Origin of the sequence: Allotabrizicola aquatica (SeqCode), assembly GCF_965194375.1 — a bacterium.
Classification (GTDB): domain Bacteria; phylum Pseudomonadota; class Alphaproteobacteria; order Rhodobacterales; family Rhodobacteraceae; genus Tabrizicola_A; species Tabrizicola_A aquatica.
The window spans coordinates 14,529-35,347 of sequence record NZ_CBDAEL010000012.1 but is presented as its reverse complement, the minus strand read 5'-3'; the positions used below and the strand labels follow the sequence as shown (position 1 = coordinate 35,347).

The following is a 20,819-nucleotide window of genomic DNA, read 5'->3' as shown; positions in this document are numbered from 1 at the left end:
CAGCGCCTTTTGGCTTAGCGCACCTTCAGCGTCGCCAGCCCGATCATCGCCAAAATCAGGCTGATAATCCAAAACCGGATCACGATCTGCGGCTCAGCCCAGCCCTTCTTTTCAAAGTGGTGGTGGATCGGTGCCATCAAGAACACGCGACGCCCCGTGCGCTTGAAATACAAAACCTGAATGATGACGCTCAGCGCCTCAACCACAAAGAGGCCGCCCACGATGCCCAGCACGATCTCGTGCTTGGTGCAGACCGCAATGGCCCCCAAGGCCCCGCCAAGCGCCAGCGCGCCCGTGTCGCCCATGAACACCGCCGCAGGGGGCGCGTTGTACCACAAGAACCCCAAGCCCGCGCCGAAAAGGGCAGAGGCAAAGATCAAAAGCTCGCCCGTGCCGGGCACGAAATGGACGCCGAGATATTCCGAGAAGTTATAGTTGCCGACCACATAGGCAATCACCCCCAGCGTGGCACCCGCAATCATCACCGGCATGATCGCCAGCCCGTCCAACCCGTCCGTCAGGTTCACCGCATTGGCGGCCCCCACGATCACGAACATGCCAAAGGGAATGAAGAACACCGACAGGTTGATCAGCACATCCTTGAAGAACGGCAGCGCCAGCTGGTTGGTCAAGGCCACCGGATGAAAGCTGGCCGCCGCATAGCTCGCAAGCGCGGCAATCACCAACCCTGCCGCCATCCGCACCTTGCCCGAGACCCCCGCCGTGGTTTGCTTGGTCACCTTGGCATAGTCATCGGCAAAGCCGATAAGGCCAAAAGCCAGCGTCACCAAAAGGGTGATCCAGACGTAAGGATTGTCCAACCGCGCCCAAAGCAGCGTTGAGAACACCAGCGCCGACAGGATCAAAAGCCCCCCCATCGTCGGCGTGCCCACCTTGGCCAAATGGCTTTGCGGCCCGTCATCGCGGATCGGCTGGCCCTTGCCCTGCTTGCGGCGCAAAAGGTCGATCAGCGGGCGGCCAAACAGGAAACCAAAGATCAGCGCCGTGGCAAAGGCCATGCCCGCGCGGAAGGTGATATAGCGAAACAGGTTAAAGACGTCGCCGCCGTCAGAAAACTCGGTCAGCCAATACAACATTATGCGTCTCCCTGTGCGGCCGCGGCTGGTTGCCCCAATTTGCGCAAAGCGTCAACCATGAGTGACACCTTGATGCCCTTTGATCCCTTGACCAAAATGATGTCGCCTGCGTCGATCAAGTGGCGCGCACGCGGCACAAGCTCGGCCGCCGTGGCCACCCAATCGCCCCGCTGGCCGCGCGGCAGGGCGGCGTGCAGCGCCTTCATGCGCGGCCCGACGCAGTGGATCAGGTCAATGGCCGCCAAACCCGGCGTTTCGGCAATCGCGGCATGCAGCGCGGCCTCGGTCGGCCCCAGTTCCAGCATATCGCCCAAAATCGCAATCCGGCGACCCTTGGCGCGCGATCCGATCCCGTCTTGCGGCCGCGCGTTGACCAAAACCTCAAGGCTTGCCGCCATCGAGGCGGGATTGGCGTTGAAGGCATCGTCAATCAACTCGAACCCGGTTTCCTCCACCAGATCCAGCATGATCCGCTCGCGCACACCGCGCCCGGCCGGAGGCTGCCAGCGGCCCAGATCGGTCGCCGAAATCACCGGATCAAGGCCCAAGGCATCCGCCACCGCCAGCACAGCCAGTCCATTGGCCGCAAAATGCCGCCCCGGCGACATCACCTTATAAAGCACCGGCTGGCCCTGCCGCGTGGCGCGCACCACTGTGCTGTCATCGCCAATCTGCACCGAGACCATCCGATAATCCGCCGCTTCGGCGGCCCCAAAGGTCAGGCACCGCACCTGCGCCGCCTTGGCCTTGGCGCAAAGGATCGGGCTTGTCACCACATCAGCCTGCAAGATCGCGACGCCATCGGGCTGCAAGCCCTCAATGATCGAGGCCTTTTCATGGGCAATGCCCTCAACGCTCTCAAAGGCTTCCAGATGCGCCGGGGCGACCGTGGTCACCACCACCACATCCGGCCGCGCCATGCGCGACAGGGGCGCAATCTCACCCGGATGGTTCATACCAATCTCGATCACCGCGAAATCCGCCTCGCGCGGCAGGCGCGCCAGCGTCAAAGGCACGCCCCAATGGTTGTTGTAACTCGCCTCAGCCGCATGGACCCGGCCTTGGCCCCCAAGGACCACCCGCAGCATCTCTTTGGTCGAGGTCTTGCCGACCGACCCGGTCACCCCCACCACCCGCGCCTTGGCCCGCGCCCGCGCGGCCCGGCCCAGATCCTCCAGCGCCTTCAACACATCCGGCACGACGAGAAGCGGAGCGCCCGAGGAGAGCCCGTCAGGCACCCGGCTGACCAACGCCGCCGCCGCCCCTTTTTCCAGCGCTTGGCCCACAAAGTCATGCCCGTCGCGCACATCTTTCAACGCCACGAACAGATCGCCGGGCTGCAAGGTCCGCGTGTCAATCGACACGCCCCCCGCCGCCCAAGGCCCAGTTGTCCGGCCCCCGGTCGCAGCCACCGCCTCGTCTGAGGTCCACAGCATCAGATCACCCCATCCAAGGCCGCCACCGCAATGCTGGCCTGTTCCACATCGTCAAACGGATAGACCTGCCCCATGATGGTCTGGCCCGTCTCATGCCCCTTGCCCGCAATCAGCAAAGCATCCCCCGGCCCCAAAGCATCCACCCCGCGCAAAATCGCCTCAGCCCGATCGCCTACCTCATTCGCCTCCGGGCACGCGGCCAAAATGGCCGCCCGAATGGCGGAAGGCTCTTCCGAGCGCGGATTGTCGTCGGTGACATACAGCACATCGGCGTGCGCGCGCGCGGCAGCGCCCATCAGGGGGCGCTTGGTGGTGTCGCGGTCGCCGCCTGCGCCAAAGACAATGACAATCCGGCCCAGCACATGCGGGCGCAGCGCCTTCAGTGCGGTCTCGATCGCATCAGGGGTATGGGCGTAGTCAACATAGACCGCCGCCCCATTCTTGCGCTTGGCGGCCAGTTGCATCCGGCCCCGCACGCCTGTCAGACTGGACAGCGCGCGGAACACATCGCCGGGCGCCGCCCCCGCCCCAATCACCAGACCCGCCGCCACCAGCACGTTTTCCGCCTGAAACCCACCGACAAGGTTCAGATGCACCTGATAGGGCTGACCCTGCCAGTCAAAGCGCAAATCTTGACCGGTCGCATCATAGCGCTGGCCCCGGATCCGCAGGTCCGCCCCTTCTTCATGGCCGATCGTCAGCGTCCGGATGCCACGCGCGGCGCAAAGATCCGCCATCGCCGCCCCACCTGCGCCATTCAGATTGATGACCGCCACCCCATCCTCGGGCAACAGGCGGCTGAACAGCCCCGCCTTGGCCTCGGCATAGGCTGCCATCGTGTGGTGATAATCCAGATGATCCTGCGTCAGGTTGGTGAACCCCGCCGCGCGCAGACGCACACCGTCCATCCGGCGCTGATCCAGCCCATGGGACGAGGCTTCCATCGCCGCATGCGTCACCCCCGCCGCCGCCGCATCGGCCAGCATGGCATGCAGCGTGATCGGGTCCGGGGTGGTATGGCTGGACGGGGCCTCCCACGCGCCTTCAACGCCCGTGGTGCCAATGTTGATCGCAGCATGGCCAAGGGCTGCCCATATCTGACGGGCAAAGGTGGCGACCGAGGTCTTGCCATTGGTCCCGGTCACCGCGACCATGGTCGCGGGCTGCGCGCCAAACCACAGCGCTGCCGCATAGGCCAAAGCCTCGCGCGGGTCATCCGCAATTACAAGTGCAGCGTCAGCCCCCTCGAGCGCCTCGGCGGCAAGCTTCGCCCCCGCCGCATCGGTCAGAATGGCCGCCGCGCCCATTCGCAGGGCGGGGCCGATAAACTCAGCCCCATGCATCCGCGCCCCGGGAAGGGCGGCAAACAATGTGCCCGAACGCACCGCGCGGCTGTCAACCGTCAGACCAGAAAGCACAGGATCCCGGCCACCGCGCGCGGTCAGCCCAAGTTCCGATAAATGCTTTCCCGCCATGCCCTGACCCCAGATCTATTGATTGACGGCTGTTAACCCATCAAGGGCTGGGGCTGCAATGGCTGGGCGCAGGCCAAGCAAGGGCGCACTCCGCCGCACGATTTCCGCCGCCACCGGCACAGCCGTCCAACCGGCTGTGCGGCGCACTTCGGGGCCGGTGCGGTCAATCGGCTCGTCCAGCGTCACCAAAAGCACGTATTTCGGCGCCTCAGTTGGGAAGACCGAGGCGAAGGTCGTGATCACCTTATCCTCATAATACCCGCCCCCGCGCATCGGCTTGTCGGCGGTGCCGGTTTTGCCGCCAATGGCGTATTCATCCATCTTCGCCATTGAGGCCGTGCCATTGGTCACCACCCGGCGCAGCATGATGATCGAATCCAACGCTGCCTGTTCAGACAGCACGCGCGGGCCGATCATCACCTCGTTGCGGTGCAATAGGGTCGGCGTCACCTTGATGCCGCCATTGGCAATCGTCGCATAGGCCGCGGCAAGGTTCAGCGGGCTTGAGGACATGCCATGCCCAAAGCTTGCCGTCACCGTCACCACATCGGGCCATTTCTTGGGTACCAAAGGCCGCGCGCCCGGCGCTTCGACCAGTTCCACCGGCGACGGGTCCAACAGGCCCAAGGCCTTGTAAAACGCCTTTTGCCGCTCAGCCCCAATCATTAAGGCGATATGTCCGGTGCCGATGTTCGACGACACTTCCATCACCTCGGCCACGGTTTTGGTCGGGCCATATTTCTTGTTGTCAAACTCCGAGAACCGCTTTCTGCCCACGCTGAGGCTTTGGGTGTCCACCGGGGTATCAGGGGTCACCAAACCCAGATCCATCGCCTGCGCGGCGGCAAAGATCTTGAAGGTCGAGCCCAGCTCATACACCCCCTGCACCGCACGGTTGAACAATACACTATCGCCCGGCTCGGCCTTGGGGTCGGCCAAGGGGTTCGGACGGTCATTCGGGTCAAACGACGGATAAGACGCCATGGCCGCAATCTCACCGGTGCGCACATCCATCAAGATCACCGCGCCGCCCTTGGCCTCATACTGGCGCACGCCAGTTTCCAGCACCTCTTCCACCGTGGCCTGCACGCTGAGATCAATCGAAAGCTCCAACGGCGTCCCCGCCTGTGCCGGGTCACGCAGCCGCGCATCCAGCGCCTTTTCAATCCCCGCCGTGCCGATCACCTCGGCGCTGTCCACGCCCTCGGCCCCGAACGAGGCCCCGCCAAGGATATGGGCAGCCAACGGGCCATTGGGATAAAGCCGCATCTCGCGCGGGCCAAACAACAGACCCGGCTCGCCGATATTGTGCACCGCCTGCATCTGTTCCGGCGACATCACCTTGCGCACCCAAAGGAAACTGCGGCCATCGGTAAAGCGGCGCTCCAAGGTGGCGGCGTCCAATTCCGGGAAGATCGCCGCCAACTCGCGTGCAGCGCGGGCGGGGTCGATCAGGTCTTTGGTCTGAGCATACAGCGCATGGGTCAGCATATTGGTGGCCAAAACCCGGCCATTGCGATCCACGATGTCAGCCCGGCCTTGGGCGATGTTGTTCGTCGCCCCCGCGCTGCGCGGCTCCATCGGTTCCGAGGCGGCCAACATGCCCATCCGCGCGCCGACCACCGTGAAGGCCGAGAAAAAGCACATACACAGAAACAACAGCCGCAATTGCGCCCGCCCACGGGCGCGCTCGCGCAGCGCCTCATTGCGTTCGCGCAGATTGTCACGCTCGATGGCCTCAGGACTGCCGCCGGTGGCGCGGGCATGCAGGATGCGGGCAAGGGGGCGAAGGGGCGTGCGGATCATGGGCTTTGCACCTCGGGGTCAGCATTTAGGGTGCCGGAAACATCAACGGGGGCCTCAATGGCCAGATCAGACACGCTGTCGGCCAAGGCAGGCGGCGGTGGATAGGCCACTTCGGTGCCACGACCAAACTGGTGCGGCTCCATCGGCATCAGCCCCAACCGATCAAAGTTCAACACCGCCAGATCGCGCAGCCGCTCGGGCCGGTTCAAATGGGCCCACTCGGCACGCTGGATCGCCAGAGACTCATGCAACGTGGCAATTTCATCTTGCAGATCAGCCACATCGCGCAGCGCGCTTTGGGTCGTGTAATTCTCGCGGTAAGCCCAAAAGCCAAGGCCCAAGACGGCAAGGAAGGACAGAACATAAAGAAGCGGGCGCATGTCAGCGGCGTCCTTTCTTCGGCAGGGTCAGTTGCGGCACACCCAGATCGGCGGGATCGACCGCCCGCGCCGGGGCCTCGGTGCGGATGGCCACGCGCAGCTTGGCGCTGCGGGAACGCGGGTTTTGCGCCAGCTCCGCCTCATCCGGCCCCACCGCGCGGCGGGTGACCAGCGCAAAGCGCGCCGTGGTATCAGCGCGGGCGGGCGCATAGCGGTTGGTGTTGGATTCGTTGCCCGAGGCCAGCTGCAAGAACCGCTTCACAATGCGGTCCTCAAGGCTGTGAAAGGTCACAACCGCCAGCTTGCCACCAGGCTTCAGCGCGCGCTCTGCCGCCATAAGCCCTTCGGCCAGTTCGGAAAACTCGGTGTTCACCGCGATGCGGATCGCTTGAAAGCTGCGCGTCGCGGGGTGGCTTTGCCCCGGCTTCGGGCGCGGCAGGCATTTCGACACGATCTCAGCCAGTTGCAGCGTGGTGGTGATCGGCGCCAGCGTCCGCGCCGCCACAATGGCCCGCGCGATGCGGCGTGAGGCGTGTTCTTCACCATAATGATAGAGAATATCGGCCAGCACCGCTTCATCGGCCGTATTGACCAGATCGGCAGCCGAAGGGCCATCTTGGCTCATCCGCATGTCCAAGGGGCCGTCCTTTTGGAACGAAAACCCGCGCTCGGCCAGATCAAGCTGCATCGAGGACACGCCCAGATCCAAGACGATGCCATCCAGCGCCTCATCGGAATAGCGATCCAGCTCCGAGAAATTGCCCGCCACCAGCCGAAGCCGATCACCATAATCACCCGCCCAAGCCTGCGCCATCTGCAAGGCCAAAGGGTCGCGGTCCACGCCAATCACACAAGACGCGCCAGCGGCCAACAGGCCCTTGCTATAGCCGCCCGCGCCAAAGGTGCCATCCAGCCAGATGCCCTGCACAGGGGCAACAGCCGCCAAAAGAGGGGTGAGAAGAACCGGAATATGCGGGGCGCGGTCAGGAAAAGCGCTGTCTGGCAGGGCTGCGCTGTGGGTCATACCTTACCCGCTCCGCGTCGCACGCCCCACAAGGGCCAAGGGATCAACGCCGTCATCATCGTCATCTTCGGCAAGCTCCGCCTCATAGACTTCGCGGCGATAGAGCTTAAAGCGGTTGGTGAACCCGGCAAAGGCAGCCTCGCCGCCGCCCACCAGATCGTCGCCCGCAAAGCCCATTTTCTCGCGCACCTTGACCGGCAGAACGATGCGGCCATCAGGCTCAACCTCGATCATCACTGACCGGCTGATCAGGTCCCGCTCGGCGCGGTCGCGCTCAGGGCTGCCCAGCTCCATCGCTTCGATCTTGGCGGCCAGCGCATCTGCGCCCACGCGCGAATAGCACTCCACGAACCGGCGGTTCTTGCCACCGTAGACCATGTAAACGCGTGCGCGGGGGTTTTGGTCGGAGACGGGGTCTTCAGCTTCCAGAATGCGGCGAAAGGCCGCCGGGATCGACACCCGGGCCTTGGCATCTACCTTTTGGTAGAATTCGCCTCTGAACGCCTCGCTCGTCATTGGCCTTGCGGCTCCGTTGTTGGGGCGCGAGCCCCGGAAATAGAAAAGGCGGATCGGGTTGCTGCCACTACCCGATCCGCCCACTGTCCCATCGCTGGGCGTCCTACGCGCTTGCCACCTGGGGGAGATGTCTGCTCGCTCGCGCGCCGGATCTCTTTGTCTCAATCGACGAAGGCGGTTGCCTGTATGAGCCTGTCTTTTTTCGCCTTGTTCGGGGTCTTGCGCCGCCCCTCGCGTTTTTTTGACCGCTTCGTCTTTCGATGCACAAGGGATGCCATGGGAATTCATGGGATGCAATGGAAAACTTTGGATAGCGATGGGCATATCTTGTGCAGATAAGGGTCGGAAAACAGGATTTTGTGGCGCAAAGGCCGCAAGCCCTGCAACAGGTTGACCTCACAGGATGGTGAACCGCTATATATAGGGGCAAGACACTGCGGGACTCCCACCCACGAAATCCCAAGTTTTTTTCATTGCCACTGGCAACGATCTGGACATAAAGGGAACATCGCGCCAGCAGCTTGCCGCACAGCCTTAAGAAACCAGCGTTTCCTCAAGTTTTCCCGTGAAATCCCGTAAGGTGATTCGCCGCAAACCCGGTGAACCGGGCAAAATCCCGCGCCATCCCATCCAAAAGAGACGCCCCCAGCCGCCGCAAAACCGGGCGCTTATGGCCTCAGGCCACGCCTTGCGCGATCAGCGTGCGGGCAATGCGGGCATAGGCCTCGGCCGCAGGCCCCTCATCGGCCGCCACAGGCCGCCCGGCATCACCGGCCAAACGAACCTCCAGCGCCAGAGGCAACTCACCGAGCAGCGGCACACCCAGCCGCTTGGCCTCGGCCGCCACCCCGCCATGGCCAAAGAGATGCTCTTCATGGCCGCAGTTCGGGCAGACATAGGTCGACATGTTCTCGATCAACCCCAGGATTGGGGTCTTCAGCTTTTGGAACATGTCGATCGCCTTCTTGGCATCCAGCATCGCCACATCCTGCGGCGTCGACACCACCACCGCGCCCGACAGCTTGGTGCGCTGGCCCAGCGTCAGCTGAATATCCCCCGTCCCCGGCGGCAGGTCGATGATCAGCACATCCAACTCACCCCAAAGCACCTGCCCCAACAGCTGCTGCAAGGCCCCCATGATCATCGGGCCACGCCACACCACGGCCTCGTCGTCCTTCAGCATCAGCCCCAAAGACATCATGGTGACGCCGTGGGCCTGCACCGGCTCGATCAGCTTGCCATCAGGCGAGGCGGGGCGTTTGTTCACCCCCATCATGCGCGGCTGGCTCGGACCATAGATGTCGGCATCCAAAAGCCCCACCCGGCGGCCTTGACGCGCCAGCGCCACGGCAAGGTTCGACGATACGGTGGATTTGCCCACCCCGCCCTTGCCCGACCCCACGACGATGATATTGGCAATCCCCGCAATCGGCTGCGGCCCGCCCTGATGCGGCGTCGGGTGCTGGCCGATCTTCAGGCTGGGCGGTTGCCCCTCAGGCCCGGGCGCCGGGGCCTTGGGCGCGGGCCGCCCCGCCGGACCATGCGCCGTCATCACGATCTGCACCGAGCTTGCCCCCGCCGCGCGCAGCGCCGCCTCGGCGGCCGCCTGCACCGGACCCAACGCCCGCGCATCCTCGGCCGAGGCCGCTTCCAGCACGAATCGCACCGCCTCGCCCTCAACGCTCAGCGCCCGAACAAGGTCCCGGCTGACAAGATCGCCCCCGCCGGGGCAAGAGACCCCCGCCAGAACCCGGTTCACCGTCGCCAGATCAAGTGCCATCTCCGCCCCCGCGTTTTTCGCTCATCGCCCGTCATTTCAGCACAGTTGTGTGCTTTGAGGCAAAGGGCAAGAGTGCGTTGACCAAATGCTCAAATTTTCAGCGAAGATGTTGTAAAGTTTATCATTTTCGTGACGCCGAGTCATGCGCTTGCTGCATGGCAGCATTGCGCAGGTGGGTAATTGTGCAGCCGCAGCATTTACCCCATGTTTGCACTAACACAAAGAGGACGGCGCAGATGCAAACCGCAGATGCGATGAAACCGCCCCCAAGAGCAAAAGGAATTGAGGCCATCATGGCATATGTGAATTCATCTGTTCGTCCCGTTGGTTGGGCCCTTCGCGATCTGGTGCAGCACCAGATGCACAAGCTGCAAAAGCTCACGCAGCGTCACCGAGTCTATCTTCAGACGGTGACCGAATTGAACGCCCTGACCGACCGTGAACTGGCCGATCTGGGTCTGCACCGCCTGATGATCCCGGCGGTGGCCAAGGATGCCGCTTACGGCAAATAAGATCACACGGGCCCCATCCAGCTTGGGGCCTCCAGAATAGACGCGGCGCCAAGACCCTTTCGATCCGACCGCCCGTTTCACAGCTTCGACCGGTCCTCTCCTCCTCCCTTGGGCCGATCGGATCAGCGGCACCCCCTTCTCCTCCTCCCTCGGGGGTGCCGCACCCGAATATCGCTTGGGCCCTCCCCTTCCCTCGGGGCCCGGCGGCAGGGCGGTGGTTTGACCCTCGTTGAACCCCGTCACCTCATCCGCTGGCCCTCCTCATCCCTTGGGCCAAACGGACACGCGGCGGCCTCTCTCCTCCTCCCTCGGGGTCGCCGCATCTCATCCCCCCAGCCTTGCATCCCCCCAAAGACCCCGCGATAGTCGCCCCGAATTCAGGAGCGTTCATGCGGGCATCCGTCATTTCTTCAGCCCTCGTGGCGGCGCTTGTCGGCTATGGCTCGACCATCGCGCTGGTGCTGTCGGCGGCAACCGCCGTCGGGGCCAGCCCCGAACAAACCGCAAGCTGGGTGCTGGCGGTCTGCCTGGCCAAGGCCATCGGATCCGCGCTTTTGTCGATCACCACAAAGGTGCCGGTGGTGCTGGCTTGGTCCACACCCGGTGCAGCCCTGATCGCCGCCACCCAAGGCGTGACCCTGGCCGAGGCGGTGGCCGCCTTTGTGCTGGCCGGGCTCTTGATCGCGCTGACCGGCGTCATCAAGCCCTTGGGCCGGGCCGTAGCGCTGATCCCCGACGGGGTCGCGGCGGGCATGCTGGCTGGGGTCCTCTTGCCCTTTTGCCTCAAAGGTGCCGGGGCCGCCCAAGCCCTGCCCGCCCTCGTCTTGCCGATGATCGCGGTCTTTGTGCTGGTGCGGCTGAAGAACCCCGCGCTGGCGGTTCTGGCGGCCCTTGGTCTGGGTCTGGCCATGGCCTTCACGCTTGGCGGCGCGGTCTTTCCGCCACTGACGCTGCCCGCCCCCAACCTGACCTTCATCGCGCCAGAGCTGCGACTTGACGTGCTTTTAGGCCTAGGGCTGCCGCTCTATCTCGTCACCATGGCCTCGCAAAACCTGCCCGGCTTTGCCACGCTGCGCGCCCATGGCTATGCGCCCCCCGTGCAGGCGGGACTGGTCGCAACCGGGCTTTTATCGGCAATCTCCGGGCTATTTGGCGCGCACACCACCTCCATGGCGGCCATTACGGCGGCCATCTGCATGGGACCGGACACCCACCCCGATGCCGCCCAGCGCTGGAAAGCAGGCGTGGTCTATGCCGGGTTTTGGGCCGCACTTGGCCTCTTCAGCCCCGCCATTCTGGCGCTCTTGGCCGCCCTGCCGCCCGCACTGATGGTGGCCTTGGTGGCGCTCGCGCTTCTTGGCCCGCTGATGGGCGCGCTCAGCGGGGCCTTCGCCGCCCCTGAGGCGCGCTTTGCTGCCACCGTCACACTGGTGGTCACCGCGAGCGGCGTCGCCGCCTTTGGCATTGGCGCAGCCTTTTGGGGGCTTTTGGCCGGATTGGGCCTGCAGGCGCTGGAAAAAGCGCGGCGCTAACCTCTCGTCGCAGGGCGGGTCGCGCGTCGAGATACCCCCGACGAGAAGACGAAGTCGCCCGAGGAGGGATCAGAAGTCCGTCGGCGCGCCGCCCTCTTGCTTGCGCTTGGCGACAAAGCGTTTCAGCTCTTCCTGATGATCGCCATTCATCTCCGGCGCCTCAAACTCAGCCATGATCTGCTTATAGATCCGATGCGCCCGCTCGGGCGTCCACAGCGCGCCATCGGCTTGCCAGGCCTCATAATTGCGCCAATCGCTGACGAAGGGCTGGTAGAACGCCGTCTGATAGCGGTCTTGCGTGTGCTGGCAGCCAAAGTAATGCCCGCCCGCCCCCACTTCGCGAATGGCATCAATCGCGATGTCATCCTCGGTCGTCGCCCAGATCGGCTCTTCGAAATAGCGCTGGATCATCTGCAGGACTTCGCAGTCCATGATGAACTTCTCGGGCGAGGCGATCAGCCCCCCTTCGAGCCAACCCGCCGCGTGATAGACCATATTGGTGCGGCTTTGCACCGCCGCCCAAAGGCTGTTCGAGGTTTCCCACATCGCCTGCCCATCCGGCACGTTGGCCGCACAGACCCCCGACGAGCGCAGGGGCAGCTTATAATGGCGCACCATCTGGCCCGTCATCTGCGTTGCCCGCATGTATTCCGGCGTGCCAAAGGCCGGCGCACCTGATTTCATATCGACGTTCGAGGTGAAGGTGCCCAGCGCGATCGGGCAGCCGGGGTTGACATATTGCAGCAAGGCCGCCGCCGCCAAACCTTCCGCCATCGACAGCGTCACCGCGCCCGACATCGTGACAGGCGCCATCGCTCCGGCCAGCGTAAAGGGCGTGATCACCACCGGCTGGCCACGCCGCGCCAGACGCAAGGCCCCGTCCAGCATCGGGAAGTCATGCTTCAACGGGCTGACCGAGTTGATGTTGGTGTACATCCGGGGCTTGGCGTCAAATTCGTCATGGCTCAGACCGCCCGCGATGCGGACCATCTCCATCACATCCTCAACCCGTTCAGCCCCCAAGCTATAAGCGTGGCACACCTTGTCGGTCAGCGTCAGCTTTTCATACAGGCAATCCAGATGGCGCACGCTTGCGTGAATATCCACCGGCTCCACCGGATAGCCGCCGGCAATATGAATGCAGTTGAAATACTGCGTCAGCTTCATGAATTCCTTGAACGTCTCAAAATCGCCCGAGCGTTTGCCGCGCTCCATGTCCCAAGCGTTGGGCGGCGATGAGACGTTGACGAACAGCATGTGCTTGCCGCCCATGATCACTTCGCGCTCGGGGTTGCGCGGGGTGATGGTAAAGGTCTCGGGCGCATGACCGATCATTTCCATGACGAAATCTTCGTCCATACGCACATTGGTGCCGTTCACAAGGCAGCCCGCCTGCTTCAGCAAAGACACCGCCTCGGGGTTCAGAAACTCAATCCCGATGTCACGCAGGATGCGCATCGTGCCCTTGTGAACCGCTTGCACGCCATCGGCGTCCATCGGCTCGATGGGGCGGTCGGGGTTGACCGGGATACGCCACGGCATCTGATCGATAACGGCCGAGCCTGCCCGAATCTTATTGCCCGCCCGTCCCCCGGCGCGGCTGCGCTTGCGTGCTGCGGTATCATCGGTCATCTTCGGCTCCATCGTGACAGCCCGCCTTTGGGCTTTTGGCCAAGATGAACGAAAGCCTTGCGCGGCGCGAACCAAATTACCGACACAATTTGTCGTTTTTGCATCAAGCGCAGGTTATGACCGGCGCTGTTCGTCTATCCACGCCGCTAGATGGCTGATATCGGGCAAGACCACATCGGCATGGGGCGCCAATTCGCCCGCCTCGGCAATGCCGGTCAGCACAGCCGCGCGCTTCATCCCCGCGTCCCGGCCCGCGTGCAGATCATGCAGGCTGTCGCCCACCATCACCGACCGCGCAGGGTCCACCCCGACCCGGCCTGCAAAGGCCAAAAGCTGGCCCGGCGCAGGCTTGCCGCCCCAGCCAGAATCGCAGCCCGCAACGAAATCAAAGAGGTCGAGCACCCCGGCCCCCGCCAAATGCGCGCGCGCCGGGGCCTCGGTGTCATTGGTGGCAAGGCCGAGCTTCAACCCCCGCGCCTTCAGCGCCTCAAAGACCGGGCGCAAGGGGGCCGCCGGGGCCTGCGGGGCGGCGGCAGAGAGCTCAGACAAACTGTCCAAAAGCTGGCCCTTGTCCATCCGCGGCACAAACCCATGCATGATATCAACAAGTTCCGGCGTGGTTGACGCAATCACCGGGCTATCCTTGGCAAAGACCCCCGCCGCCACATCATAGCCCAAGCGCCGCGCCAGCAGGGCGCGATCGGCCCCATGACCCGCCAGATGGTCAATCGCCCGCGCCGTCCAGCCGCCCCATGTGGCGCGAAAGTCAAAAAGCGTGCCGTCCTTGTCGAAAATCGCCGCGTCCATCGTCAGACTGTCCTTGTTGCGGCCGCATCAGCGGCCCTTGCGTGATCGGGCGCCAAGATGGCGCGACGGGCGCGTCAGGTCCAGTGCGGATCACGCCCGCCCGGCAGGCCGTGACGCGCCTCGCCCAGCGCCGTGGGTGGCAGGCCCAGATCTTTGGTGCAGGCCAGAACCCGGTCATCGGTTTCCAAAAGGTAATCCACCAGCGCCGCCAGAAACACCGGATCGCGCGCCAGATGCGCCAGATCCCCCGGCGCGGCCCCCGAGGCGGACAGGAACCCGCCCAGCTCTTCGGGTTGCGACAGCAACCAACCCAGCGCCTGCAGGGCAAGGGTTTCAGCGGCTTCTTGCCGGTTCATGGCGTTTTCCCCCGAGTTTTCCACATGTTTTCATAAATCATCCCCACATCAATTACCCTTTTGGAAAGGTTCGGAAAGGATTTCTTAACCAGTTGATCCGCATTGTGAGACCAGTCAGGCGGAACTGGACAAAAGGCAATGGGCGGCAAAATTCTCATCGTCGATGATGTGGCGACCAATCGCATCGTCATGAAGGTCAAGCTGACCGCGGCCGGCTATCTGCCCGTCGTGGCAGCGGATGGGACCAGCTGCCTCGCCTTGGCCAAAGCGCAGGCCCCAGCCCTGATCCTTCTGGACTGCAATCTGCCCGATATGCCCGGGACCGAAGTTTTGCGCCAGCTGCGCGCCGATCCGCAGACCCGACGCGTGCCGGTTGTGGTGTTGTCCGCCCGTCAGGGCCCGGCGGGCCGCATTGCGGCGTTTCAGGCCGGGGCCGACGATTTCTTGGTCAAACCCATTGATGACCAAACGCTTTTGGCGCGCATCCGCAGCCTCATGCGCGCAGATGGGGCGCTTTCAGGCCTCAGCATGGGGTTTGATCCCATCGCTGAGGCAGCTGATCTTGACCTCACCGATCTCGGGTTCGCCGATCTCGGGCGGCCCGATCTTGGCTTTGCCGACCTTGACCTACCCCTCCGCACTCCCAGCCTACCCTCGCCCAGCCCACCTTTACCCATCATGTCCGGCCTTGCCGAAGCGCCCGCGCCCTTCCAGCCGACGGACAGCACAGCCGCCCTTCCCGGCACCATCGCTCTTGTGATGCAGCGGCCCGAAACCGCCCTGTTCCTGCGCCGCAATCTGGCCAGCAAACTTACCAGCCGCGTCATCAGCCTCACGGCTGAGGCGGCGCTCGCCAATGCCTTGGCCGAAGGCCCCACCCCCGATCTCTTCGTGATTGAGGCTGACCTTCCGTTGCAAGGCGGCGGCCTGCGCCTGATGTCAGACCTGCGCAGCCGCGCGGCGACGCGCGACGCGCGCTTTGCCCTTTACCGCACCACGCCCGAAGATGCCTCGGCCGCCATGGCCTTTGACCTTGGGGCTGATGACCTGATCGATGCCGATACCGCAGCGCAGGAAATCGCACTGCGTCTCCAGCGGCTTTTGTCGCTCAAGCAGCAGGCAGACCGGCTGCGCCTGTCGGTCAACGACCGTCTGCGCCTCGCGATGATTGACCCGCTCACCGGACTGCACAACCGCCGCTACGGTCTGGCCCGCATGCAGGCGATTGCTGAGGCGGCCCAGACCAGCGGGGCCATCTTCGCCGTTCTGGTGGCCGACATTGACCAGTTCAAATCGGTCAATGACCGTTTCGGCCATGCCGTGGGCGATGCGGTCTTGGTCCAAGTGGCCGAACGCCTGCGCCAAAACCTGCGGGCGGGCGATCTTCTGGCGCGGATCGGCGGGGAAGAGTTTCTCATCGCCCTGCCCGACATCGCCTTGGCTGAAGCGCGCTCCATCGCTGAGCGGCTGTGCAGCATGATGTCAGACGCCCCCTTTGACATCGGCCAAGGGCGCGCCCTTCCCGTCACCCTCTCCATCGGCCTTGCCATCTCGGAAGGAGGGTGCGCCCGGGCGCATCTGGACAGCGTGACCGAAATCGTCGACCGGGCCGACCGGGCCTTGATGCGCTCCAAGGCGGCGGGCCGCAATCAGGTGACCATCGGGCGCAGCGCCGCTTAATCGGCGGCCTTGCGCCCGTCCTTGGCCCGCACCAGTCCAGCCTCCAGCCGGTCAGCAAAACCGCGCCGCGCTTCGGGCGACATCTGGGCGATCCGCTCTTGCAACACCTCTTGCCCAAGGCGCAACTGGCGTTCCATCCGGCCCTGCTGATCGGCCATCCGGGCGGCAAAAGCCACCGCGTCAAACGGTTCAGCCCGCAGCAGCGCCACCAAGCCTTCCAGATCGGCGCGCTGCACCCGCCGCGCCTCGCGAATGTCAGGGGCGCGTTCAAAAAGGCTGTCGCGCATCGCCCGCCGATCCTCGCGGCTCAGCGCCTCGGTAAAGGGGCCAAATCCCAGATCGCGCACCATCCCCCCGCGCATCCCATGCCCATCGCGCAGCATCGCCCCGGCAAACACCCCCACAACCGCAAGGTTCACCCCCAGCGAAATCGCCAAAGCGATCCGCACCCCGCGCCCCGACTTGGAAGGCGGCACGGGCGGCTCACCTGGTTTCGCAGTCTGGCTTTTCGCAGTCTGGCTTTGCCCAGTCTGGCTTTGCCCAGTCATCACGGCACCTCGTCCAAAAGGGCATCAAGGCCCGGCATCATCTCGATCTCAGTCATCTCAATCCCCAAGGCCGCGCCCAGAAACGCCGTCTCCACCGGGGCGGCAAAGCCGATGTAAAGGCCCCCAAGCGTCGCGGCCACCATCCCCGCCATGGCCCCACCACCGCCAAGCCCTGCGCGCAGCCAGTCCCAAAGGCCCACCCGCGCCGGGCTTGGCGCGCGCAGCGGCACGCGGCTCGCGGCGTCGGCCTGATGAGCCAGCGCATCGGCCAGCACCCGTTCCGACAGACCCAGCGGCGGCGCGGGCACGGCCACCCGCGCGGCGGCGAAAAGATCCTCAACGGTGTCTTTGGTCATCCTGCCTTCTCCTCATTCCAAGCCCAGCGCCGACTTGCGGTCAGCCAAGGCGGCGGTCAACGCGCGTTTGCCCCGCGCGGTCAGGCTTTCAACCGCCTCAACCCCCACAGCCATAATCTCGGCAATCTCGGGATTGGTCAGCCCCTCAATATGGCGCAAGACCACCGCCTGCCGCTGACGATCCGGCAGCGTGGCCAACCCGGCCTCCAGCGCCCCCATCCGCTCGCGTTGCATCAGCGCGGCTTCGGTATCGCCCCGCGCATCGGCAGGCTCGGCCACCAGATCCAAGGCCTCGGTCGGACGGCGGCGCGCCTTGCGCTGACGGTCAGTGCACAGGTTCAGCGTCACGCGGTAAAGCCAACTGGAGAGTTGCGCCTCACCGCTGCGCCACTCGCCGGCCGCGCGCCACATCCGCAGCATCGCCTCCTGCGCCACATCCTCCGCCTCGGCCCGGTCTCCCAAAAGCCGCGCAGCAAAACCGTAAACCCGCCCCAAATGCCGCCCGGTCAAGACCCGCGCCGCCTCGGCATCGCCGCGCGCATAAAGGATCAGCAGCGCATCATCCGAAAGGGCCTCAAGCCCAGATCGGCTGTCAAACGCAGGCGCGGTGTCGCGGGGCATGCTCATCTGGCCTTTAGCATTAGCGGCTTGGCTGGGCGGGCGCAAACCCGCCCAGCCTTTTCCGGTTTAGTTCTGTTCCGGCTTAGTTGTTGTCGCTCATCCAGCCCCAAAAGCCGCCACCCTCTTTGCCGTGGCCCATCCCGTGACCCTTGCCATGACCACGATCCTGACCCCGATGCTCGGCCATGCGGGCCTGCACCGCGTCCATCTCGTCTTTCGAAATGGTCCCGTCCGCGTTGTCATCCATCTTGTCGAACATCCGTCCTATCATCGGCATGGCCTCCATCTCGGCCGCGCTGACAAAGCCATCGGCATCGGTGTCAATCTGCGCCATCATGGCTTTGGCGCGTTCGGCCTTGCGCCCGGCTTCTGCCGCCTCGCGCATCGCGATCAGCTCCTCAGCCGACAGCTTGCCATCCTTATCGGCATCCGCCTGCGTGAACCGGGCCGCATGGCGGGCCGCCAACTCCTCCTTGGTGATCTGGCCATCCTTATCGACGTCCAACTCCTCAAAGCTCGGCATCCCCATCATGCCCCCCATCGGGCCACGCTCTGCCACAGCGGCGGTCGAGATCGTGGCCCCCATCAGGGCGATCACCAATACAGCGGCGGGTTTGAAATTGCGGGTCATATCTTGCGCTCCAGTCGTTCCGGGGCCTGCGTGCCTGCCTGCCCCTCATGACCCTCAAACGTCGCCGCTCCGGCTTTCCGTCGCAGATTTTTTGCAGGCCCGCGCAAACCCCTTGCGACAAAGCCGCCCGACCGGGAATTGCCGCTTCAACTTTCCCCCGATGCGGCGCTATATCTGGCCCCAACCAACCGCGAGACCCCGATGACCCACGCCGCCACCCCCGAGCTTGACGCCGAAGAGCGCCCCTTCTGGCCCGCCGTGCGGCGCGGCTGGCACCGGCGCTGCCCTGACTGCGGCCAAGGCCCGATGATGCGCGGCTATCTCACCGTCCGCGACAGCTGCCCGGTCTGCGGCTGCGAATTGCACCACCACCGCGCCGATGACGGGCCGGCCTACGTGACCATCCTCATTGTCGGCCACATCCTCGCCCCCCTCATCCTTTTCGTCTATTCCCACTGGCGGCCCGAGCCTTGGACGATGGTCGCCATGTTCTCGACCGGCACCGTGGCCCTCTCACTCTTTCTCCTGCCCCGCCTGAAAGGCGCCTTCGTGGCCCTGCAATGGTCCAAGAAGATGCACGGCTTTGGCAACGGCGATCCGCAAGACGACCCCCAATGACCGCCACGACCGCCCCCCAAGCCCCGGCCGATCCCGCCGCCGAGCCGATCCGCCCGGCCGCCACCGTGATCCTGTGGCGCGACGGCGCACAGGGGCGTGAGATTCTCATGGGCCAACGCGGCGCAGGGGCTGTGTTCATGCCCTCGAAATACGTGTTTCCCGGCGGCGGCGTGGACCCGGACGATCACCACGGCCCCGATCCACTGCTGCACGCCACCTGCCAGGCCAGCCTCGCGCGCGATTGCCCCGAAGGCGCCCCCTCTCCCGCGACCCTCGCCCGCGCCGCCCTGCGCGAGTTGCACGAAGAAACCGGCCTGCGCCCCGACCCCGCCCATCCCTTGCGCTTCGTGTTTCGCGCCATCACCCCCCCCGGCCGCTCCCGCCGCTTTGATGCGCGCTTCTTTCTGGTCCCGGCCCAAGGGGTCATGGGCGATGCCGAGACCTTCCGCGATGCCACGGACGAGCTGTCCCATCTCCACTGGATCGGCTTGGCAGAGGCCCGCGCCCTCGATCTGCCTTTCATCACCGAGGTGGTCTTGGCCGAGATCACCGCGCTTCTTTCCGGGGCCGATCAACCGGGCGTGCCCTTCTTCGACAATTACGGCCCCATCCCCACCTTCCGCAGGCTTTGAACCCCGGCTGACATTGGGTTGACACTGGCCGCTTGCCCGGCCCAACTGGCGCGCAAAAATCAAAGGCGCGCCCATGTCCGACATGCACACAGAACTCGAAACCCGCCTCACCCGCTATTGCGCCATCGACAGCCAGTCTGATGCAGCCAGCCGATCCGCGCCCTCCACCCAGATCCAACTCGATATGGCCCGCCTTCTGGTGCAGGAACTGACCGAGATTGGTGCCGCCGACATCACCCTCACCGACTACGGCACCGTGCTCGCCACCCTGCCCGCCACCGCCCCCGGCCCCACCATCGGCTTTCTCGCCCATGTCGACACCGCACCGCAGTTCAACGCCACCGGCGTCAAACCCCGCGTGATCCGCGGCTACAACGGCGGCGCCATCACCTACCCCGATGACCCGACGCTGACACTCACCCCCGAAATCTCCCCCGAACTGGCCCATAAACAAGGCCATGACATCGTCACCGCCTCCGGCCTCACCCTCCTTGGCGCCGACGACAAGGCCGGTGTGGCCATCCTGATGACCGCCGCCCGCCACCTGCTGGCCAACCCGCACATCCCCCACGGCAAGATCCGCCTCGCCTTCACCCCCGATGAAGAAATCGGCCGCGGTGTCGATAAACGCCTGCCCGCCGATCTGGGCGTCGACTTCGCCTATACCTTCGACGGCGGCAAACTGGGCGAGATCGAATACGAAAGCTTCTCCGCCGATGGCGCGACCGTCCAGATCAAGGGCGTCTCGATCCACCCGGGCCTCGCCAAAGGCAAAATGGTCAACGCCATTCACCTTGCCGCCAAGATCATCGCCGCCCTGCCCCAACACACGATGCTGCCCGAACTGACCGAAGGGCGCGAAGGCTTCATCCACGCCACCGATATGTCCGGCGGCTCGTCACAGATGACGCTGCACTTCATCCTGCGTGACTTTGAACGCGAGGGGCTGGCTGCAAAGGGCGACATCCTGCGCGCCGTCTGCGCCGCCGTCGCTGCCACCGAACCCCGCGCCGAGATCACCTGCACCATCACCCCGCAATACCGCAACATGCGCTACTGGCTCGAAACCAACATGGCCCCCGTCGACCTCGCCCGCGACGCCGCCCGCGCCCTTGGCCTTGAACCCGTCTCGGTCCCCATTCGCGGCGGCACCGATGGCTCGCGGCTCACCGAAATGGGCGTGCCCTGCCCGAACCTCTTCACCGGCATGCAGGAAATCCACGGGCCTTTGGAATGGGTCTCGGTGCAAGATATGGCGGTGGCCACCGATCTAATGCTCACCCTCGTGCAAAAAGCCGCCCGCTGATTTCATCTTGGCCCAAATACTCCAGGGGTCCGGGGGCAGCGCCCCCGGGGCCAGCCCCAAACCCACCATAGGCC

At 64.6% G+C, this 20,819-nt stretch carries 21 protein-coding genes; 6 read left to right on the top strand and 15 right to left on the bottom strand.

The genetic code is table 11. From position 1 onward, the window contains the following. Nucleotides 1–14: 14 nt before the first annotated feature. The 8 genes from mraY to AC72UB_RS12420 all read right to left on the bottom strand — a co-directional run bounded on the left by mraY (nt 15) and on the right by AC72UB_RS12420 (nt 9,514). Entirely contained in the window at nt 15–1,097 is a 1,083-nt protein-coding gene (gene mraY / locus AC72UB_RS12455; protein WP_463289608.1) for a phospho-N-acetylmuramoyl-pentapeptide-transferase, read from the bottom strand. Further along, complete coding sequence (locus AC72UB_RS12450; RefSeq protein WP_505190075.1) at nt 1,097–2,533, bottom strand: UDP-N-acetylmuramoyl-tripeptide--D-alanyl-D-alanine ligase; 1,437 nt, start codon at nt 2,531–2,533, stop codon at nt 1,097–1,099. Before AC72UB_RS12450 ends, mraY begins: the two co-directional genes overlap by 1 nt. Continuing rightward, nucleotides 2,533–4,008 (bottom strand): UDP-N-acetylmuramoyl-L-alanyl-D-glutamate--2,6-diaminopimelate ligase, encoded by a 1,476-nt coding sequence (locus AC72UB_RS12445; protein WP_505190074.1) that lies wholly within the window; start codon nt 4,006–4,008, stop codon nt 2,533–2,535. The genes AC72UB_RS12450 and AC72UB_RS12445 overlap by 1 nt, the downstream gene beginning before the upstream one ends. 15 nt (nt 4,009–4,023) lie before the next feature. Continuing rightward, nucleotides 4,024–5,814 carry a peptidoglycan D,D-transpeptidase FtsI family protein gene (locus AC72UB_RS12440; protein WP_505190073.1) on the bottom strand — a complete coding sequence of 597 codons (1,791 nt, stop codon included), beginning with the start codon at nt 5,812–5,814 and terminating at the stop codon, nt 4,024–4,026. Next, complete coding sequence (ftsL, locus tag AC72UB_RS12435) at nt 5,811–6,194, bottom strand: cell division protein FtsL (RefSeq protein WP_505190072.1); 384 nt, start codon at nt 6,192–6,194, stop codon at nt 5,811–5,813. The genes AC72UB_RS12440 and ftsL overlap by 4 nt, the downstream gene beginning before the upstream one ends. Before the next feature lies 1 nt (nt 6,195). Then, entirely contained in the window at nt 6,196–7,218 is a 1,023-nt protein-coding gene (rsmH, locus tag AC72UB_RS12430) for a 16S rRNA (cytosine(1402)-N(4))-methyltransferase RsmH (RefSeq protein ID WP_505190071.1), read from the bottom strand. A gap of 3 nt (nt 7,219–7,221) precedes the next feature. Continuing rightward, complete coding sequence (locus AC72UB_RS12425) at nt 7,222–7,734, bottom strand: division/cell wall cluster transcriptional repressor MraZ (RefSeq protein WP_463289602.1); 513 nt, start codon at nt 7,732–7,734, stop codon at nt 7,222–7,224. A 676-nt stretch (nt 7,735–8,410) separates the two neighbouring features. Beyond that, nucleotides 8,411–9,514, bottom strand: a complete 1,104-nt coding sequence (locus AC72UB_RS12420; protein ID WP_505190070.1) for an Mrp/NBP35 family ATP-binding protein — start codon at nt 9,512–9,514, stop codon at nt 8,411–8,413. 293 nt (nt 9,515–9,807) lie between these two features. Between AC72UB_RS12420 and AC72UB_RS12415 the strand changes: the two genes are divergently transcribed. Both AC72UB_RS12415 and AC72UB_RS12410 read left to right on the top strand, forming a co-directional pair. Then, a complete protein-coding gene (locus tag AC72UB_RS12415) occupies nt 9,808–10,026 on the top strand; it encodes a DUF1127 domain-containing protein (protein WP_505190069.1) in 219 nt (72 codons plus the stop codon). A 389-nt stretch (nt 10,027–10,415) separates the two neighbouring features. Next, nucleotides 10,416–11,558, top strand: coding sequence for a benzoate/H(+) symporter BenE family transporter (locus AC72UB_RS12410; protein ID WP_505190068.1), 1,143 nt, complete (start codon nt 10,416–10,418; stop codon nt 11,556–11,558). 69 nt (nt 11,559–11,627) lie between these two features. On the opposite strand, the gene AC72UB_RS12405 is transcribed toward AC72UB_RS12410, so the two are convergent. The 3 genes from AC72UB_RS12405 to AC72UB_RS12395 form a co-directional block, all read right to left on the bottom strand. Next, the gene (locus AC72UB_RS12405) at nt 11,628–13,190 is read right to left on the bottom strand and encodes a trimethylamine methyltransferase family protein (RefSeq protein WP_505190067.1); all 1,563 of its coding nucleotides are present in this window, start codon (nt 13,188–13,190) and stop codon (nt 11,628–11,630) included. A gap of 114 nt (nt 13,191–13,304) precedes the next feature. Then, nucleotides 13,305–13,997: an HAD family hydrolase gene (locus AC72UB_RS12400; RefSeq protein WP_505190066.1), complete on the bottom strand. Its 693-nt coding sequence runs from the start codon at nt 13,995–13,997 to the stop codon at nt 13,305–13,307. A 74-nt stretch (nt 13,998–14,071) separates the two neighbouring features. Then, a complete protein-coding gene (locus tag AC72UB_RS12395; RefSeq protein ID WP_505190065.1) occupies nt 14,072–14,353 on the bottom strand; it encodes a DUF3572 domain-containing protein in 282 nt (93 codons plus the stop codon). Between the two features lie 138 nt (nt 14,354–14,491). Between AC72UB_RS12395 and AC72UB_RS12390 the strand changes: the two genes are divergently transcribed. Next, the gene (locus tag AC72UB_RS12390) at nt 14,492–16,033 is read left to right on the top strand and encodes a diguanylate cyclase (RefSeq protein ID WP_505190064.1); all 1,542 of its coding nucleotides are present in this window, start codon (nt 14,492–14,494) and stop codon (nt 16,031–16,033) included. Here AC72UB_RS12390 and AC72UB_RS12385 read toward each other — a convergent pair. The 4 genes from AC72UB_RS12385 to AC72UB_RS12370 all read right to left on the bottom strand — a co-directional run bounded on the left by AC72UB_RS12385 (nt 16,030) and on the right by AC72UB_RS12370 (nt 18,189). Then, entirely contained in the window at nt 16,030–16,509 is a 480-nt protein-coding gene (locus AC72UB_RS12385; RefSeq protein WP_505190063.1) for a periplasmic heavy metal sensor, read from the bottom strand. The two genes, AC72UB_RS12390 and AC72UB_RS12385, sit on opposite strands and share 4 nt — an antisense overlap. 71 nt (nt 16,510–16,580) lie before the next feature. Further along, nucleotides 16,581–16,937, bottom strand: coding sequence for a dihydroorotate dehydrogenase (locus tag AC72UB_RS12380; RefSeq protein ID WP_505190062.1), 357 nt, complete (start codon nt 16,935–16,937; stop codon nt 16,581–16,583). Nucleotides 16,938–16,949: 12 nt separating this feature from the next. After that, nucleotides 16,950–17,564, bottom strand: a complete 615-nt coding sequence (locus AC72UB_RS12375) for an RNA polymerase sigma factor (RefSeq protein ID WP_505190061.1) — start codon at nt 17,562–17,564, stop codon at nt 16,950–16,952. Nucleotides 17,565–17,640: 76 nt separating this feature from the next. Then, nucleotides 17,641–18,189: an EF-hand domain-containing protein gene (locus AC72UB_RS12370; protein ID WP_505190060.1), complete on the bottom strand. Its 549-nt coding sequence runs from the start codon at nt 18,187–18,189 to the stop codon at nt 17,641–17,643. 201 nt (nt 18,190–18,390) lie between these two features. Here AC72UB_RS12370 and AC72UB_RS12365 point away from each other — a divergent pair, with 201 nt between their 5' ends. From AC72UB_RS12365 to pepT, 3 genes are all read left to right on the top strand, one after another. Further along, nucleotides 18,391–18,807 carry a DUF983 domain-containing protein gene (locus AC72UB_RS12365; protein WP_463291562.1) on the top strand — a complete coding sequence of 139 codons (417 nt, stop codon included), beginning with the start codon at nt 18,391–18,393 and terminating at the stop codon, nt 18,805–18,807. Then, nucleotides 18,804–19,439 carry an NUDIX hydrolase gene (locus tag AC72UB_RS12360; protein ID WP_505190059.1) on the top strand — a complete coding sequence of 212 codons (636 nt, stop codon included), beginning with the start codon at nt 18,804–18,806 and terminating at the stop codon, nt 19,437–19,439. The genes AC72UB_RS12365 and AC72UB_RS12360 overlap by 4 nt, the downstream gene beginning before the upstream one ends. Nucleotides 19,440–19,512: 73 nt before the next feature. Further along, on the top strand, nt 19,513–20,745 hold the full coding sequence (gene pepT / locus AC72UB_RS12355; protein WP_505190058.1) for a peptidase T: 1,233 nt from the start codon (nt 19,513–19,515) through the stop codon (nt 20,743–20,745). Nucleotides 20,746–20,819: the final 74 nt, after the last annotated feature.